Origin of the sequence: Actinotalea lenta (genome assembly GCF_030586465.1) — a bacterium.
Lineage (GTDB): Bacteria > Actinomycetota > Actinomycetes > Actinomycetales > Cellulomonadaceae > Actinotalea > Actinotalea lenta.
In genome coordinates this window covers 2,107,655-2,123,714 of the sequence record NZ_JAUQYP010000001.1, presented here as the reverse complement: position 1 = coordinate 2,123,714, position 16,060 = coordinate 2,107,655, and the positions used below count along the sequence as shown (strand labels likewise).

General features: G+C 73.4%; 16 protein-coding genes. 7 read left to right on the top strand and 9 right to left on the bottom strand.

Going from position 1 to position 16,060, the window contains the following annotated elements:
- Positions 1–3: 3 nt before the first annotated feature.
- From arc to Q6348_RS10150, 3 genes are all read right to left on the bottom strand, one after another.
- Positions 4–1,698: a proteasome ATPase gene (arc, locus tag Q6348_RS10160; RefSeq protein ID WP_304601177.1), complete on the bottom strand. Its 1,695-nt coding sequence runs from the start codon at positions 1,696–1,698 to the stop codon at positions 4–6.
- Positions 1,699–1,781: 83 nt separating this feature from the next.
- On the bottom strand, positions 1,782–2,762 hold the full coding sequence (locus Q6348_RS10155) for a tRNA (adenine-N1)-methyltransferase (RefSeq protein ID WP_304601176.1): 981 nt from the start codon (positions 2,760–2,762) through the stop codon (positions 1,782–1,784).
- A gap of 38 nt (positions 2,763–2,800) precedes the next feature.
- The gene (locus tag Q6348_RS10150) at positions 2,801–3,940 is read right to left on the bottom strand and encodes a site-2 protease family protein (protein WP_304601175.1); all 1,140 of its coding nucleotides are present in this window, start codon (positions 3,938–3,940) and stop codon (positions 2,801–2,803) included.
- Positions 3,941–3,988: 48 nt separating this feature from the next.
- On the opposite strand from Q6348_RS10150, the gene Q6348_RS10145 reads away from it, so the two are divergent.
- Positions 3,989–4,897 (top strand): RecB family exonuclease, encoded by a 909-nt coding sequence (locus tag Q6348_RS10145; RefSeq protein ID WP_304601174.1) that lies wholly within the window; start codon positions 3,989–3,991, stop codon positions 4,895–4,897.
- A gap of 7 nt (positions 4,898–4,904) precedes the next feature.
- On the opposite strand, the gene Q6348_RS10140 is transcribed toward Q6348_RS10145, so the two are convergent.
- Positions 4,905–5,588 carry an HAD family hydrolase gene (locus tag Q6348_RS10140; RefSeq protein WP_304601173.1) on the bottom strand — a complete coding sequence of 228 codons (684 nt, stop codon included), beginning with the start codon at positions 5,586–5,588 and terminating at the stop codon, positions 4,905–4,907.
- Between the two features lie 72 nt (positions 5,589–5,660).
- Between Q6348_RS10140 and Q6348_RS10135 the strand changes: the two genes are divergently transcribed.
- On the top strand, positions 5,661–6,512 hold the full coding sequence (locus Q6348_RS10135) for a PAC2 family protein (protein ID WP_304601172.1): 852 nt from the start codon (positions 5,661–5,663) through the stop codon (positions 6,510–6,512).
- Positions 6,513–6,552: 40 nt separating this feature from the next.
- Here Q6348_RS10135 and mshC read toward each other — a convergent pair whose 3' ends face one another.
- Entirely contained in the window at positions 6,553–7,806 is a 1,254-nt protein-coding gene (gene mshC, locus Q6348_RS10130) for a cysteine--1-D-myo-inosityl 2-amino-2-deoxy-alpha-D-glucopyranoside ligase (protein ID WP_304601171.1), read from the bottom strand.
- An 80-nt stretch (positions 7,807–7,886) separates the two neighbouring features.
- Between mshC and Q6348_RS10125 the strand changes: the two genes are divergently transcribed.
- Entirely contained in the window at positions 7,887–8,840 is a 954-nt protein-coding gene (locus tag Q6348_RS10125; RefSeq protein ID WP_304601170.1) for an aldo/keto reductase, read from the top strand.
- 6 nt (positions 8,841–8,846) lie between these two features.
- On the opposite strand, the gene Q6348_RS10120 is transcribed toward Q6348_RS10125, so the two are convergent.
- Positions 8,847–9,143 carry a primosomal protein gene (locus Q6348_RS10120; protein WP_304601169.1) on the bottom strand — a complete coding sequence of 99 codons (297 nt, stop codon included), beginning with the start codon at positions 9,141–9,143 and terminating at the stop codon, positions 8,847–8,849.
- A gap of 62 nt (positions 9,144–9,205) precedes the next feature.
- On the opposite strand from Q6348_RS10120, the gene Q6348_RS10115 reads away from it, so the two are divergent.
- Positions 9,206–9,430: a DUF5703 family protein gene (locus Q6348_RS10115; RefSeq protein WP_304601168.1), complete on the top strand. Its 225-nt coding sequence runs from the start codon at positions 9,206–9,208 to the stop codon at positions 9,428–9,430.
- Here the strand turns inward: Q6348_RS10115 and Q6348_RS10110 are convergent.
- A complete protein-coding gene (locus tag Q6348_RS10110) occupies positions 9,427–11,505 on the bottom strand; it encodes a M3 family metallopeptidase (RefSeq protein ID WP_304601167.1) in 2,079 nt (692 codons plus the stop codon). The genes Q6348_RS10115 and Q6348_RS10110 overlap by 4 nt on opposite strands.
- 81 nt (positions 11,506–11,586) lie before the next feature.
- Between Q6348_RS10110 and Q6348_RS10105 the strand changes: the two genes are divergently transcribed.
- Positions 11,587–12,357, top strand: coding sequence for a fructosamine kinase family protein (locus tag Q6348_RS10105; protein ID WP_304601166.1), 771 nt, complete (start codon positions 11,587–11,589; stop codon positions 12,355–12,357).
- A gap of 2 nt (positions 12,358–12,359) precedes the next feature.
- On the opposite strand, the gene Q6348_RS10100 is transcribed toward Q6348_RS10105, so the two are convergent.
- Positions 12,360–12,983, bottom strand: a complete 624-nt coding sequence (locus Q6348_RS10100) for a GNAT family N-acetyltransferase (protein ID WP_304601165.1) — start codon at positions 12,981–12,983, stop codon at positions 12,360–12,362.
- Between the two features lie 51 nt (positions 12,984–13,034).
- On the bottom strand, positions 13,035–14,150 hold the full coding sequence (gene ald / locus Q6348_RS10095; protein ID WP_304601164.1) for an alanine dehydrogenase: 1,116 nt from the start codon (positions 14,148–14,150) through the stop codon (positions 13,035–13,037).
- Positions 14,151–14,247: 97 nt separating this feature from the next.
- Between ald and Q6348_RS10090 the strand changes: the two genes are divergently transcribed.
- Together Q6348_RS10090 and Q6348_RS10085 are read left to right on the top strand one after the other, a co-directional pair.
- Positions 14,248–14,805: an Lrp/AsnC family transcriptional regulator gene (locus tag Q6348_RS10090; RefSeq protein WP_304601163.1), complete on the top strand. Its 558-nt coding sequence runs from the start codon at positions 14,248–14,250 to the stop codon at positions 14,803–14,805.
- A complete protein-coding gene (locus Q6348_RS10085; RefSeq protein ID WP_304601162.1) occupies positions 14,802–16,058 on the top strand; it encodes a DUF2254 domain-containing protein in 1,257 nt (418 codons plus the stop codon). Before Q6348_RS10090 ends, Q6348_RS10085 begins: the two co-directional genes overlap by 4 nt.
- Positions 16,059–16,060 lie beyond the last annotated feature (2 nt).

Genomic DNA, 16,060 nt, shown 5'->3' with positions numbered 1-16,060 from the left:
GTCCTACAGGTACTGACCGGTCGGGTTGACCGTCTCGATCGTCCGCCGGCTCTCCTTGCCCACCTTGCCCTGCACGATCGTGCGGATGAACACGATGCGCTCGCCCTTCTTGCCGGAGATGCGCGCCCAGTCGTCCGGGTTGGTGGTGTTGGGCAGGTCCTCGTTCTCCCGGAACTCGTCGACGCACGCGGTCAGCAGGTGATCGACACGGATGCCCCGGCTACCTGTGGACAGGAAGTCCTTGATCGCGGCCTTCTTGGCCCGGTCGACGACGTTCTGGATCATCGCCCCCGACGCGAAGTCCTTGAAGTACAGCACCTCCTTGTCGCCCGAGGCGTACGTGACCTCGAGGAACTCGTTGTCGCTGGACTCGTCGTACATCCGCTCCACGGTGCGCTCGACCATCGCGCCGACCGTCGCCACCGGGTCCCGGCCGTGCTCGGCCAGGTCGTCGTCGTGCAACGGCAGGTCTGCGGTCAGGTACTTGGCGAAGATCTCCTTGGCCGCCTCGGCGTCCGGCCGCTCGATCTTGATCTTCACGTCCAGCCTCCCGGGCCGCAGGATGGCCGGGTCGATCATGTCCTCGCGGTTGGAGGCGCCGATGACGATCACGTTGTCCAGCCGCTCGACGCCGTCGATCTCCGCGAGCAGCTGGGGCACGATCGTGGTCTCCACGTCCGAGGAGATCCCGGTCCCGCGAGTACGGAACAGGGACTCCATCTCGTCGAAGAACACCACGACGGGTGAGCCCTGCGAGGCCTTCTCCCTGGCACGGGCGAAGATCAGGCGGATGTGCCGCTCGGTCTCCCCCACGTACTTGTTGAGCAGCTCGGGGCCCTTGACGTTGAGGAAGTACGACGTGCCCGGGCCCCCGTCGGCGTTGCGTCCCCGGGTCTCGGCGAGTGAGTGCGCCACGGCCTTGGCGATCAGCGTCTTGCCGCAGCCGGGTGGCCCGTAGAGGAGCACGCCCTTGGGCGGTCGCAGGCCGTGCTCACGGAACAGCTCGGGGTGGGCGAACGGCAGCTCGACCGCGTCGCGGATCTCCTCGATCTGCGCCCCCAGGCCACCGATGTCCTCGTAGGCGATGTCCGGGACCTCTTCGAGGACCAGCTCCTCGACCTCGGACCGCGGGATCAGCTCGAAGACGAACCCTGAGCGCGAGTCCACCGTCAGGGCGTCGCCGACCCGGACCGTGGCGCCGGTCAGCTGCCCGGCGAGCCGCACGACACGCTCCTCGTCGCCGCGGCCGACGACCAGCGCGCGGTCGGTGTCGAGGAGCTCCTTGACGGTGACGATCTCTCCGACCTGCTCGTAGGCGCCGGCCTCGACGATCACCATGGCCTCGTTGAGCCGGACCTCCTGACCGGGCCGCAGCGACGACAGCTCGACACCCGGACCGACCTGGACGTGCAGCTTGCGTCCGGACTGCACGACGACGGCGGTGTTCCCCTCGCGCGCGGCGAGGAACGTGGCGAAGGTGGCCGGCGGCTTGCCCAGCTCGTCGATCTGGTGCTGCAGCTCGACGATGCGGTCACGCGCCGCGCGGAGCGCCTCGGCGAGTCGCTCGTTCTTCGCCGCCAGGGCCGCGGCCTGCCGGGCGGAGTCCCCGGCCTGTCGGGCGAGGTCGCGCGGGCCGCCCTGCCAGGGGCGGGCGGCGCCCTCGCGGTCCGGCTCGCGCTGGTCCGGTGTGTGCGTCATGGTGCCTCCCGCTGCAGGTCACTCCACGATAGGTCGCACGTGCGGTCGAGGCGCAACCCGGTGGGCGGACGCGCCCGTTCGTCTCAGTCGCTGGCCGGATCCACCGGGTCGGACGCACCCAGGTCGCGCTTGACACGGCGGACCTTCTTGGGCGAGACCTCGCGCTCACCGAGGTCCTCCGGCGTCCACTCGCCCGCCGGGTAGGCGCCCTTGGCGGGGCGACGCACACGCTCGGGGGCTTCGACACCGTCGGCCATCCGGCGCGTCGTGAGCAGGAAGCCGGTGTGCGCGATCATCCGGTGGTCGGGCCGGACCGCCAGGCCCTCGAGGTGCCACGTTCGGACCATCGACTCCCACGCCGACGGCTCGGTGAAGCGGCCGTCCGCCCGCAGGTCCTCGGTGAGGCGGGACAGCTGCGTCGTGGTCGCGACATAGCAGGTGAGCACCCCGCCGGGCGCCAAGGCGTGCGCCACCGCGTCGACGTTCTCCCACGGGGCGAGCATGTCCAGCACGACCCGGTCGACGGACGCGGCCGGCTCCTGCGCGAGCACCGTGGCCAGGTCACCGACGGTCAGCCGCCACGCCGGGTGCGGGCCGCCGAAGAACGCCTCGACGTTGGCCCGTGCGATGGCGGCGAACTCACCGCGGCGCTCGACCGAGTGCAGCGCGCCCCCGTCACCGACGGCGCGCAGCAGGCTCATGCTGAGCGCCCCGGAGCCCACCCCCGCCTCGACGACCCGCGCCCCGGGGTAGATGTCCCCCATCGTCACGACCTGGCCGGCGTCCTTGGGGTACACCACCTGGGCGCCGCGCGGCATGGACATGACGTAGTCGCTGAGCAGCGGGCGCAGGGCCAGGTACGACACGCCGCCCGAGCTCGTCACCACGCTGCCCTCGCTGGCCCCGATCAGCGCCGAGTGCCGGAAGTAGCCGCGATGGGTGTGGAAGCTGGCGTCCGGGGCCAGCGTGATCGTGTGCAGCCGGCCCTTGGGGTCGGTCAGCTGCACGCGCTCACCTGCGCGGAACGGGCCGCGCCGCTGGTCGGCACCGGTGGGTGGGTTCACGTCTCCCGAGTCTGCCGCTCCGCGGTCGGTGCTCCAACTCACGCGCCGGCGCTCCGCAGCGCACGCACGACGTCGGTCGCGCGGAGCAGGCCGACGACCGACCCGTCGGCCGCGACGACCGCCATCACCGGGGATCGTGCCGCGGCCACCCGCACGGCCTCGACGGCCTCGCGGCCCGCCAGGCCGAGCTGCACCCGCGCCTCCGGAGGCAACGGTCCGACCACGGCGCTCAACGGCGTCCCAGCGCGCAGGTGCTCGGGCACCGACGCGACGGCCGCCGAGTCGAGGTAGCCCACCGGCTGGCCGAGCGGACCGAGCACCACGACGCCGTGCCCCGGCGGGGTCGACGCACCGGCGTCGGCGACGGTCCGGTCCGCGGGCAGCAGCACGACGGGCGTCGCCAGCCGCGCGACCGTCAACCGGTCCAGCGCCTCCTCGAGCGCAGCCCCCCGGATGGCCTGGCTCGCCCCGGTCCAGATGAACACCGCGATGAGGCCGCCCCACAGAAGCCTGGTCACGTCCGGCCGGCCGGCGAGAGCGGGCAGCAGGGACCACAGCCCGATCCCCGCGGCGACCGCGCGACCCACCCACCCCGCCACCCGCGTGCCGGTGCCCCGGCGGCCCGTGGCCCCCCACACCGCGGCCTCGAGGACCCGGCCGCCGTCCAGGGGCAGACCGGGCAGCAGATTCAGCACGGCGACGAACCCGTTGGTGACGGCCAGCGCGAGGATCAGCGCCGAGACCGGACCACGGTCGGGGCCGACCCGCCACACGACCCACGCCACCGCGCCCAGCGCGAGGTTGGTCAGCGGCCCGACGACGGCCACGACGGCGGAGGCGGCCGGACCGGGGGCGCGCTCGCCCAGCTCGGTGTGACCCCCGAGCAGGGTCAGGGCGATGCGGTGGACCGGCATCCCGTACCGGCGCGCGGCCCCCGCGTGCGCGAGCTCGTGCAGGAAGGTGGAGACGAACAGCAGGAGCACCGCAGACAGGGCGAGCAGCCACACCACCCCGGGCCCGGACGCCGGGGCGAGCTGCTGCGCGAAGGGCAGCAGCAGGGCGGTGAGCACGACCGCCGCGACCAGCCAGCCCGGTGACAGCACGACCGGGCTGCCCCAGGCGTGCCCGACGACCCACCCGCGCTGGGCCCACCCGCGCTGCGGGGACGGTTCGCTCACCGGGCCACCCTACGGGCCGCGTCGGTGGCAGGCCGTACCCTCGCAGACGTGGAACCGACCGACACCGCAGCCCGATCGTCCGACGCCGCCCCGCCCGTCCGTGCCGCGGCGGCCGACGACGCGCCGCGGCGGCCCGGGATCTCGCCGTCGCGAGCCTCGGACTTCCAGCGGTGTCCCCTGCTGTTCCGGCTGCGCGTGGTGGACCGGGTCCCTGAGCCGCCGAGCCCCGCAGCGCTGCGCGGGACCTTGGTCCATGCCGTCCTCGAACGACTCTTCGACCGGCCGGCGGGCGGGCGCACGCCCGCCGTGGCGGTCGAGCTGCTCGCGCCCGCGTGGTCGGAGCTGGTCGAGGCGGATCCTCGGGCGCGCGACGTGCTCGACGAGTCCGGCGAGGAGGGCTGGCTGGCTGCCGCGGCGGCGCTCCTGGACACCTACTTCACCTTGGAGGACCCGAACCGCCTCGAGCCCGCCGAGCGCGAGCTCACGGTGCGGCTGACCACCGAGGACGGGTGGGAGATGCGCGGCATCGTCGACCGGCTCGACGTCGCTCCCGACGGTGCGATGCGGGTGGTTGACTACAAGACGGGCCGGTCGCCGCGCGAAGGGTTCGAGAACGGGGCGATGTTCCAGATGCGGTTCTACGCCCTCCTCCTGGATCGGCTGCGCGGTCGCATGCCCGCCCTGCTGCAGCTCGTGTACCTCGGCGACGGCGTGGTGCTACGGCACGCGCCCGACCGACGCGAGCTGGACGCCACGGAGCGCCTGGTCACGGCGATCTGGCGCAGCATCAGGGAGGCCGCGCGGCGTGGCGAGTTCCGGCCGCGCGCCTCCGCGTTGTGCGACTGGTGCGCCCACCAGTCGTTGTGCCCGGTGTTCGGCGGCACCCCGCCCGCACTGGACCCCGCGGCCGTCGAGCGTGCCATCGGGGTGCGGCCCGAGCCGGCGGCGCACGGGTAGGCGCTCGTCAGTCGACGAGCAGGTCCAGGTCGTCGCCCGCCAGGATCTGGACGAGGTCCGTCAGGCCGACACCCGCCAGGGTCGGCACTCGGCTCAGGCCCTCCCGGCGCTCCACCGGCACCACGTTCTGCACCGCCAACGTCCGGGCACCCGAGGCCAGCGCCGCGCCGATCCCGGGCGGTGAGTCCTCGATCGCCAGGCAGCGGGTCGGATCGACGCCGAGCTCGGCCGCGGCCCGCAGGTACGCCTCGGGGTGCGGCTTGCCGTGCTGCACGTCGTCACCGGTCACCACGACGCGGAAGGTACCCGGCGGCGCCTGCGCGACGACGGCGTCGGCGAGCCGCCGGTAGGACATGGTCACGAGCGCGCACGGCACCCGGGACTCCGCGAGCTCGGCCAGCAGGCCCAGCACCCCCGGCTGCCAGGTGACCTCCCGCACCAGGCCCTGCGCGACCGAGTCGACCAGCCGGTCCACGACGTCGTCGACCACCAGGTCCACACCGCGACCGACGAGGATCTGTGCGTAGCGCTCCAGCGGCATGCCCACGAGCTGCCGCGACAGCGAGGCGTCCCACGCCACACCGTGGTGGCGGGCCAGCGCCGCCTCGGCCGCGAACCACAGCGGCTCGGTGTCCACGAGGGTGCCGTCCATGTCCCACAGCACGGCGGCCGGGAGCGGCGCGTCGGTCATCGGGCCAGTCTACGAAGCGCCCCACCGTGGCCCGCCTCTGCACACGAGCCCGCACCGCCTACGCTGGACGGCATGACTGCGCCCCAGCCGCCCGACGCCCTCCGCGGCCCGGTGATGATCGCCGCCTTCGAGGGCTGGAACGACGCCGGGTCCGCTGCCTCTCAGGCGGTCGTGCACCTGCACCAGGCGTGGCACGCCGAGCAGGTCGAGGAGCTGGACCCGGAGGAGTACCACGACTTCCAGGTCAACCGCCCGCAGGTGGGACTCGGCGCCGACGGTACCCGGGAGATCACGTGGCCGACCACGACGCTCTCCGTCGCGGAGCGGCCGTCGGACGCCGGGCCCGTGGTGCTCGTGCACGGGATCGAACCCTCCATGCGCTGGCGCCGGTTCTGCGACGAGCTGCTGGATGCCGCCGAACGCCTGGGGGTGACCACGGTCGTGACGCTCGGCGCCCTGCTCGCAGACGTCCCGCACACCCGGCCGATCCCGGTGACCGCCACGAGCGACGATCGCGGCGTGCGGGCCGAGCTCGACCTGGAGCGCAGCAGCTACGAGGGGCCGACCGGCATCGTGGGCGTGCTGACCCACGAGGCGAGCCGGCGCGGCCTGCGCACCGTGTCGATGTGGGCAGCGGTCCCGCACTACGTGGCCCACCCTCCGTCGCCCAAGGCGACCCTCGCCCTGCTGACCCGGACCGAGGAGCTGCTGGGCGAGACGATCGACATGGGCGAGCTGCACGAGGACGCCGAGGCGTGGCAGAACGGCGTCGACGAGCTGGCCGCCGAGGACAGCGAGATCGCCGAGTACGTGGCTCAGCTCGAGGAGGCCAAGGACACCGTCGACCTGCCCGAGGCCAGCGGCGAGGCGATCGCGCGGGAGTTCGAGCGGTACCTGCGGCGCCGGGACAAGCCGGGGAGCTGACCCGGCACCGCGCCCGGACACGGGCGCGTCGCGGAGCCGGTCAGAGCCGGACGCCGAGCAGCGCGTCGACCGCGCGGGAGACCACCCCCGGCGCGCCCTCGTCGTCACCGCCGAGGGTCAGGCTCGCATCGGCCCAGCTGTCCACGGCGGCCAGCGCGCGGGGGGCGTCGAGGTCGTCGGCGAGCGCCGAGCGGATCTCGGCCAACGCCTCGGACGCGCCCGGTCCCCCGTTGCCGGACACCGCCGCACGCCACCGCTCGAGCCGCCGGGTCGCGGTCGCGAGGACCTCGTCGGACCACTCCCAGTCCTCGCGGTAGTGGTGGGCGAGGATCGCCAGGCGGACCGCCATCGGGTCGACGCCACGCTCCCGCAGCGCCGAGACCAGGACGAGGTTGCCGAGGGACTTGCTCATCTTCTCCCCGGCCAGGCCGACCATGCCGGCGTGCAGCTGGACCCGGGCGCCCTGGCCACCCAGGGCCCTGGCGTGCGCGGTGCTCATCGCGTGATGCGGGAAGCAGAGGTCGCTTCCGCCGCCCTGCACGTCGAACGCGCCCCCGAGGGCCCGTTCGGCGATGGCGGTGCACTCGATGTGCCAGCCGGGCCTCCCGGAGCCGAGCACGCCACCGTCCCAGGCGGGCTCGCCCGGACGTTCCCGGCGCCACAGCGCCGGGTCGAGCGGGTGCCGCTTGCCGGCCCGGTCCGGGTCGCCGCCACGCTCGGCGAACAGCGTCACAGCCGCCGCCGTCTCCATGCGGGCCAGGTCCTGCACCCCTTGGGCGTGGGAGTCCGCGTACACGTCCCCGAGGTCCGGGCGGTCTCCGCCCGCACCCTCCTCGAGGGGAACCCGATAGGCCAGTCCGCGATCGAGGAGGCGGGTCACGGCATCCACGATGAGCCCGATCGCCTCGACGGCGCCGAGGTAGACGTCCGGGGGGAGCACCGCGAGCGCCGCCATGTCCTGCGCGTACAGCGCGGTCTGCTCGGCGGCGAGCTCGGTCCAGTCGACGCCGAGCGCGGTGGCCCGTTCCAGCAGCGGGTCGTCGACGTCCGTGACGTTCGAGACGTACTTCACCGTGAGTCCCTGGTCGAGCCACGCCCGGTGCAGCAGGTCGAACGCGACGGCCGTGGCCGCGTGGCCCAGGTGAGTGGCGTCGTAGGGCGTGATCCCGCACACGTAGAGCCCGGCAACGTCGCCGGTAGCCGCCGGGACCAGGACACCGTCCAGACCCCGGACCCGGACCTCGGGGCCTCGGCCTGGGATCTGAGGGACGGAGGGCGCGGGCCAGGTCTGCACGGCGGCAGCCTAGTGGGCACGACGAGGCTGGGCGCGGCCGACGGCACGGAGCGGGCTCGCGCTCGCGTAGCCTCGCGGTCATGGACGAACGAGTGCTCGGTGCGACCGGGCTGCGGGTCTCCTCCGTCGGCCTCGGGACGCTGACCTGGGGCCGCGACACCGACGCCCATACCGCCGCGGAGCTGCTGCGCAGCTTCGTCGACGCCGGAGGCACCCTGGTGGACACCGCCGCGTCCTACGGCGACGGCGCAGCGGAGCTCGTGGTGGGCACCTTGCTCGGGGACGTCGTGGATCGCGAGGACGTCGTGCTGTGCACCAAGGGCGGCGTGCGGCAGACCGCGGGTGGCGCGCGGGTGGACAGCTCGCGACGCGCCCTGCTGGACTCTCTGGACGCGTCGCTCGCCCGGCTGCGCACCGACCACGTCGACGTGTTCTGCGTGCAGCAACCCGACCCCGCAACGCCGTGCGACGAGGTCGCCGCGACGTTGGAGCACGTGCTCGTCTCGGGGCGGGCCCGCTACGTCGCGCTGGCCAACCACCCGGCTTGGCGGACGGTACGGGTCGCCGATCTCCTCGCCCCGCACCGGCTCGCCGCCGTGCAGGTCGAGTACTCGCTGCTGGAGCGCGGCGTCGAACGTGAGCTGCTCGCGGCCGCCGCCGAGGTCGGCGCCGGAGTCCTCGCCTGGTCGCCGTTGGGTCGCGGGGTCCTGACGGGCAAGTACCGGCGCAGCGTCCCCGCCGACTCCCGGGCGGCCTCTGCGCACCTGGCAGGGTTCGTGGCGCCCTACCTCGGGACCGACACGGCCCCGGTCGTGGACGCCGTGGTGACCGCCGCTGCCGGGCTGGACATCGAGCCGCTCGAGGTGGCGCTGGCGTGGGTGCTGGCGCAGGGGGTCGCGTCCGCGGTGGTCGGCGCGCGCACTCCGGCCCAGCTCGCCCCTGTGCTGGCGTCGCGCGCGGCGCTCCCCGCGGAGATCCTCGCCGCGTTGGACGAGGTCAGCGCGCCCGCTCTGGGGTACCCCGAGCGACGCTGAGAGACCTCAGTCGTCCTCGATCTCCACGCCGTCGAGCGGGTCGAGGTCGTCGTCGGCGTCCTCCTCGTCCTCGTCCTCGTCCTCGTCGTCCTCGGCGTCGTCGTCATCGGCGAGGTAGAACGGCAGCGTCTCGCTGTAGACGCGGACCAGGGCGTCGTCGTAGACCTCGAAGGCGTCGGCGAGAACGTCGTAGGCGTCGTCGACCTTGGGGTCGTCGTCCGCCCGCCGCGTCGACACGGCGTGGTAGTGCGCTTCGAGCGCTGCGAGCAGTCGGTCGAGCGCGGCGCGCGGGTCTACGGTCATGGTCAGACCGTATCGCCGCGCGGTGGACAATGACACCACGAACCCGAGGGAGGGAGCCTGCGATGACGGAGGGGCTCGAACCGGACGGATGGCGGGCACGCGGTGCTCAGTACGAGTACCGCGTGCTCACGCTCGATCGGCAGACCAGCAGGTCGGACGCGAGCCGACTGCTCACCGACGAGGCCGAGTACGGACGCTGGGAGCTCGCCCGCTCCCGGACCTACTCCGGCGGGGCGCGCAAGGTGTGGCTGCGCAGGAAGATCATCCGGGTACGCCGGACGATCTAGACGCTCACGGGCGACAGCCCGCGCCGCGCCAGCAACGGACCGACCTCGGGGTCACGACCGCGGAGGCCGCGGAACAGGTCCATCATGTCCGCTGATCCGCCGCGGGACAGCAGGGCGGAACGGAACCTCTCGCCGTTGTCCCGGCGCAGGCCGCCGTTCTCCGCGAACCACTCCACCGTGTCCGCGTCGAGCACCTCCGACCACAGGTAGGAGTAGTAGGCGGCCGCGTAGCCACCTCCGAAGACGTGCTTGAAGTACGCCGACCGGTACCGCGGAGCGACGGCCGGCACGTCGATACCGACCGCGGCCAGTGCCGACCGCTCGAACGGCTCGACCGCCGCGACGTCGTCGGGCACGTCCTCGGGCGCAAGCCGGTGCCAGGCCTGATCGAGCAGGGCAGCCCCGAGGTACTCCGTCGTGGCGAACCCCTCGTTGAACCGGCGCGAGGCACGCAGGGTGTCGACCAGCTCCGCGGGCATCGGCTCACCGGTGACGTGGTGCACCGCGTAGTGCCGCAGGATCTCCGGCTCCCAGGCCCACATCTCGTTCACCTGGGACGGGAACTCGACCACGTCGCGCGGCACGTCCGTCCCGGACTGGGACGGCAGGCGGACGTCGGACAGCAGCCCGTGCAGGGCATGGCCGAACTCGTGGAACAGCGTGATGACGAAGTCCCAGGTCAGCAAGGTGGGCTCGCCGTCCGGCGGCTTGGGGATGTTGAGGTTGTTCACCACCACCGGCAGCTCGTCGAACAGCCGGCTCTGGTCGACCAGGGAGTTCATCCAGGCGCCACCCTGCTTGGACGCGCGGGTGTAGTAGTCCCCGAGGAAGAGCCCGACCGGGTGGCCGTGCTCATCGCTCACCTCGAAGACGCGGACCTGCGGGTGGTACCCGACCAGGTCGGTGCGCTCGGTGAAGTCCAGGCCGTACAGCTCGTGCGCCGCGCGGAACACACCCTCGTGGACCACCCGCTCGAGCTCCAGGTAGGGACGCAGCGCCGCGTCGTCGAGCGCGTAGCGTTCGTTGCGTACGCGCTCCGCGTAGCGCGGCCAGTCCCAGCCCTCGAGGGTGGCGTCCGGCTCGTCGGCCTGGAGGGCCCGCTGGAGGTCCACGGCCTCGAGCCTCGCGTTCGCGGCGGCGGCCGGAGCCAGCGGAGCGAGCATCGCGTGCACCGCGGCCGCGGTCTTGGCGGTGCCGTCCTCGGCCACGTACGCGGCGTGGTGCTCGTAACCGAGCAGGCGGGCACGCTCTGCGCGCAGCCGGACGAGCTCGAGCAACGTCGCGCGGGTGTCGTGCTCGCCACCGCGTGAGCCGCGCGCGAGGGAGGCCTGGTGCAGGCGACGACGCACCTCGCGGTTGGCCAGCGTGACCAGCTGCGGCTGGGTGCTGAACAGGGACAGCTCGAGCAGCCACCCGTCCATGCCGCGGTCCGCCGCCGCCTCCCGGGCGGCGGCACGCTCCGCGTCGGCCAGGCCCGCCAGCTCTGCCGGGTCGGTGACCAGGACCGCACTGTCGTTGGACTCGGCGAGCAGCGTGCGGCTGAACGTTGCCTCCAGCGCGGCGATGCGTGCGTTGATCCGGGTGACCTGCTCCTGCTTCTCGGTGGGCAGCGCGGCTCCCGCCCGCACGAGGTCGCGGCGCAGGTGCTCCAGGAGGTGTGCGGCGTCGTCGGGCAGGTCGACCTCGCCCGCACCGACGCGGGCGGCCAGCGCCTCGAGCCGGTCGAACAGCCGACGGTCGAGGTAGAGCAGGTCGTAGTGCTCCGAGAGGCGTGGGGCGATCTGCTCCTCGATCGCCTCGAGGCCCGGGGTCGAGTCCGACCCCACGACGTTCCAGAACGCGCTGGACACCCGGTCCAGCAGGCGTCCGGTCCGTTCGAGCGCGAGCAGGGTGTTCTCCTCGTCCGGCTCCGCCGGGTCGGTGAGGACCTGCTCGAACTCGGCGCGCTGCTCCGCCATGCCGGCCTCGAACGCCGGCAGGTAGTGCTCCTCGCGGATCGCGGCGAAGTCGGGCAACCGGTACGGGAGGGTCGACGGGGTGGCGAACGGGTTCGTGGGGTCCAGGGAGACAGGCATGACGCCATCCTCCCAGCCCGCGCCGACGTGTCGCGCGGGCGCGGGCCGACCTGGACGCGCACGCCGTGATGGACTGGGGCGATGGCAGCCACGTTCCGCAAGCACCGGCCCGACGCCCCGCGCGGGTTCTTCGCCTGCGAGGCCGCCGGCCTCCGGTGGCTGGCCGCCGCGCCGGGCGGCGCGGCGGTGGTCGGAGTACTGGCAGTGGCCGAGGATGCGCTCGAGCTCGAGCGGCTCTCCCCCGCCGCACCCGACGCCACCGCGGCCGAGGAGCTCGGACGGTCGCTCGCCGCGACGCACGCGGCCGGCGCGGACGCGTTCGGTGCCCCACCGGACGGCTGGGAGGGCGACGGGTTCTTCGGCCCGCTGGACGAGCCTCTGCCGCTGCTCGCCGACGACCGCGAGACCTGGGGGGCGTTCCAGGCCGACCGCCGGGTGGAGCAGGTGCGCGACCTGCTGGCCCAGCGTGGCGCGCTGCCGCACGCCCTGAGGTCCGACCTCGACCGGCTCGCCGACCGGTTGCGGTCCGGGGACTTCGACGACGGGCTGGCACCCGCGAGGCTGCACGGCGACCTGTGGTCGGGCAACGTGATGTGGACCGATCGCGGCGCGGTGCTCATCGACCCTGCCGCGCACGGGGGGCACCCGGTCACCGACCTGGCGATGCTCATGCTCTTCGGCCTGCCGCACCTGAGCCGGGTGCTCGACAGCTACCAGGAGGCCGCCGACCTGCCCGACGGGTGGCGTGACCTGGTGGGCCTGCACCAGGTGTACCCGGTGGGCATGCACGCGGTGCTGTTCGGCGGCGGGTACGGCGCTCAGCTGGCCGAGCTCGTGCGCCGGTACGGGTAGCGCTACGCGCGGTCCGGCACGGCGTGCACGGGGCCGTCCGGCGGTGTCGGGGCGGCGATGGCGGTGGCGGGCCACGGCGCCACGGGCTCGCGTGGATCGTCCCGCAGCAGGGTCGCGCCCCAGTCGCCCCGCCGCTCGCCGCGCTGGTCGGCTCCGAGTCGCACGGCGGCCTCGAACCGGAACCCCACCCGCCACGCCACGCGCCACGAGGGCCAGTTGCCGGCGAACGCGTGCCACTCGACCTGCTCGAGCCGAGGCCCGCAGGGGTCGTCGAACGCCCAGCCGAGCACGAGCAGGACGGCCCGGTGCAGCACACCCCTGCCTCGGCCCTCGGGCGCCATCCAGTAGCCGATCTCCGCCGAGCCGGGCGGGTGCATCGCGAGCCCGACCATGCCGCGCAGAACCCCGGTCTCCCAGATCCCCCAGGTGGCATGGCGGTCCTCGGCCCACCCGCGGACGCCCCACCCCTGGACGAAGCCCTCCGCGTGCTCGCGCTCGTACGGGCTCGGCACGGTGGTCCACGCCTGGATCTGCGGGTCTTGGCAGGCCACGGTGATCGCGTCGACGTGCGCAGCGGTCGGCACGCTCAGCCGCACGACCCCGTCGGTGAGCTCGACAGGTTCCACGGAGGCGACCCTAGGACGTCGGGGCGGTCCGGGGTCGCCGGATCGCCCGGCTCAGCCGACGAGCAGGGCGGCCGGGTCGGTGAGGGCGTACCCGTGGGCCTGCGCGACCGCAGCGTTGAGCAGGGCGCCGTGGTGGGTGGTCAAGCCGTGGCGGAGCGCCTCGTCCTGCGCGAGCGCCGACTGCCAACCCGCGTCGGCCAGCCGGGTCAGGTACGGCAGCGTCGCGTTGGTCAGCGCCGCCGTGGACGTCGCGGGAACCGCGCCGGGCATGTTCGCCACGCAGTAGAACACCGAGCCGTGCACCTCGAAGGTGGGCTCGGCGTGCGTCGTGGGTCGGGTGTCGGCGAAGCAGCCGCCCTGGTCCACGGCGATGTCGACGAGCACCGAACCCGGCTTCATCCGCGACACCAGCTCGTTGCTCACCAGCTTCGGCGCCCGCGCGCCGGTCACCAGCACCGCACCGATCACGAGGTCGGCCTCGAGCACCGCGGCCTCGATCGCGTAAGGGGTCGACGCCAGCGTGCGCACCCGACCACCCCACAGCGCGTCGAGCTCGCGCAACCGCGGCAACGAGACGTCCAGCACTGTCACGTCTGCGCGCATCCCGACAGCCACCTCGATCGCATGGTGGCCTGCCACACCGCCGCCCAGCACCACGACCTTCGCCGGAGCGACGCCAGGGACGCCGCCCGGGAGCAGCCCGCGGCCGCCCTGGGAACGCATCAGGTGGTAGGCCCCGACCTGCATCGAGAGGCGACCGGCGACCTCACTCATCGGCGCGAGCAGCGGCAGCGAGCCGTCGTCGAGCTGCACCGTCTCGTAGGCGATCGCGGTCGTCCCGGCACCCAGCAGCGCGTCGGTGCAGGCACGGTCGGCGGCGAGGTGCAGGTAGGTGAACAGGACCTGGTCACGCCGCAGGTAGCCGTACTCCGAGGCGATGGGCTCCTTGACCTTGCAGATCATCTCGGCCGCCCAGACGTCCTCGGCGGTAGGGACGACCGTCGCGCCCGCGGCACGGTAGTCGTCATCCGTGATCGCCGAACCGGCACCCGCACCCGCTTCCACGAGCACGTCGTGACCGGCCGCTGCGAGCTGATGGACGCCCGCGGGTGTGACCGCCACCCGGTACTCGTGAATCTTGCGCTCGGTAGGAATCCCGATCTGCATCGTGATCTCCGCTCATGGTGTGGCCGACTCCACAAGTTTGAGTGATGATGCGTTTCCGGTGGGTTGCTGCCGCAGATCCTTCGACTAGGGTCGAGATGTGGCTATCACTTCTTCGTCTCCCGCCCTGACACGGTCCTTACCGTCGAAGAAAGTTCGGCGACCCGCGCTCGACGCGACCGACCGGGCGATCCTGCGCGTGCTGCGCGCGGACGCCCGGATCGCCAACAACGCGCTCGCCGACCTGGTGGGCGTCGCGCCGTCGACGTGCTTGGCGCGCGTCCGGGCACTGCGCGAGGCCGGCGTGATCCGCGGCTTCCACGCCGACATCGATCCGGCAGCGCTGGGGCAGCAGCTCCAGGTGATGATCGCCGTCCGGGTGCAAGGCACCGCACGCGCCGCCATGTCCCAGCTGGGTCACGAGCTCGCCGCCAGGCCCGAGGTGCTGGACGTCTACTTCGTGGCGGGCAGCGACGACTTCCTGGTCCGGGTGGCGGCCCGCGACACCGAGACCCTGCGGACGTTCGTGGTCGACCAGCTCTCCGCGCGCCCGGAGATCTCCCACACGGAGACCAGCCTGATCTTCGAGCACCTGCCCGGCGCACGCCCGGCGACCCTTGCACCAGGGCGGCGACAAGGCGATCAGGAGCAGCGATGAACCCGGCAGGGCCGCTGCCCTGGCGGTTCCGAGCGGTCGTCGCACGCTGGTTCCGCTCGCTCCTGGGCATCCCCGTCGTGGCGGTGCTGGCAGGCGCGAGCCTGGCCGCACTCACGGCGACGTTGCCCAGCTGGGTGGGTCCCCTGCCGCGCGTCACGACGGTGGACGTCGCGCAGCGCATCCTGCCTGCGATCGGTGGCAGCACCCTGAGCCTGGCCGGTTTCGTGCTGACCATCGCGACGCTCGCTCTCCAGTTCGGTGCCACCACCTACGCGCCGCGACTCGTCGAGCAGCTGCGGCGCGAGCGCCTCCTGCGGCTCAGCCTCGGCGGTGCGCTGGGCACCTTCATCTACGCGATCCTCGTCATGCTCGCCGTGAACAAGGAGCACCCCGGCGTCGCCACGGTCGCCACCACGGTGGCGATGGCCGGGGCGACGGCCACCGTCCTGCTCTTCATCGGGCTGCTGGACCGACTCACCGCGATGCTGCGCCCCGGGCGAACCATGGCGCGGCTGACCCACGACGCGCGCACCGTGCTCGCGCGCACCTACCCCGATCCCGCCACCGAGGATCCGGACCTCGTGCCGACGATGATGCCCGAGCAGGCCACCGTGGACTGGGCCGGGCTGCCGGCGGCCGGCGTCGTGTGGCGAGAGTCCGGCCACGGCCACCTGCTCGACGTCGACGTCGACGCGCTCGTACGGATCGCCCAGGAGCACGACCTGCACATCGCTCTCACGCTGCCGATCGGTGCCTTCCTGCCGTCCCGCGAGGCGATCGCGATCCTCACCCGGCTCAGCACGGGCGAGCCGGTCGATCCCGACGAGCCGGTCGCCGAGGCGATCCGCGGCACCCTCCAGGTGGGTGACGAGCGCACCGTCGACGCCGACCCGGCCTTCCCGATCCGGCTCCTGGTCGACATCGCGGTCCGTGCCCTGTCCCCGGGGGTGAACGACCCGACCACGGCCAGCCAGGCCATCGACCATCTCGGGCAGGTGCTCGGGGACGCCGCCGGCCGCCGCCTGGGGGCCCGCGCCGTGGTCCGGGACGGGCGGACGCTGGTCACCCGTCCGGCCCCGGGGTGGGACGGCCTGCTCGACCTGGCCTGGACCGAGATCTCGGCGTTCGGCACCGACCCGCAGAGCGCCGCCGCCCTGCGCCGCGCGCTGGGTCGGCTCGCCGCACGGGTGGGACCGCGGCGCAGCAGCGCGGTGCAGCGCGTGATGAACGAGGTTGCCCAGAACGGCGCGTGACG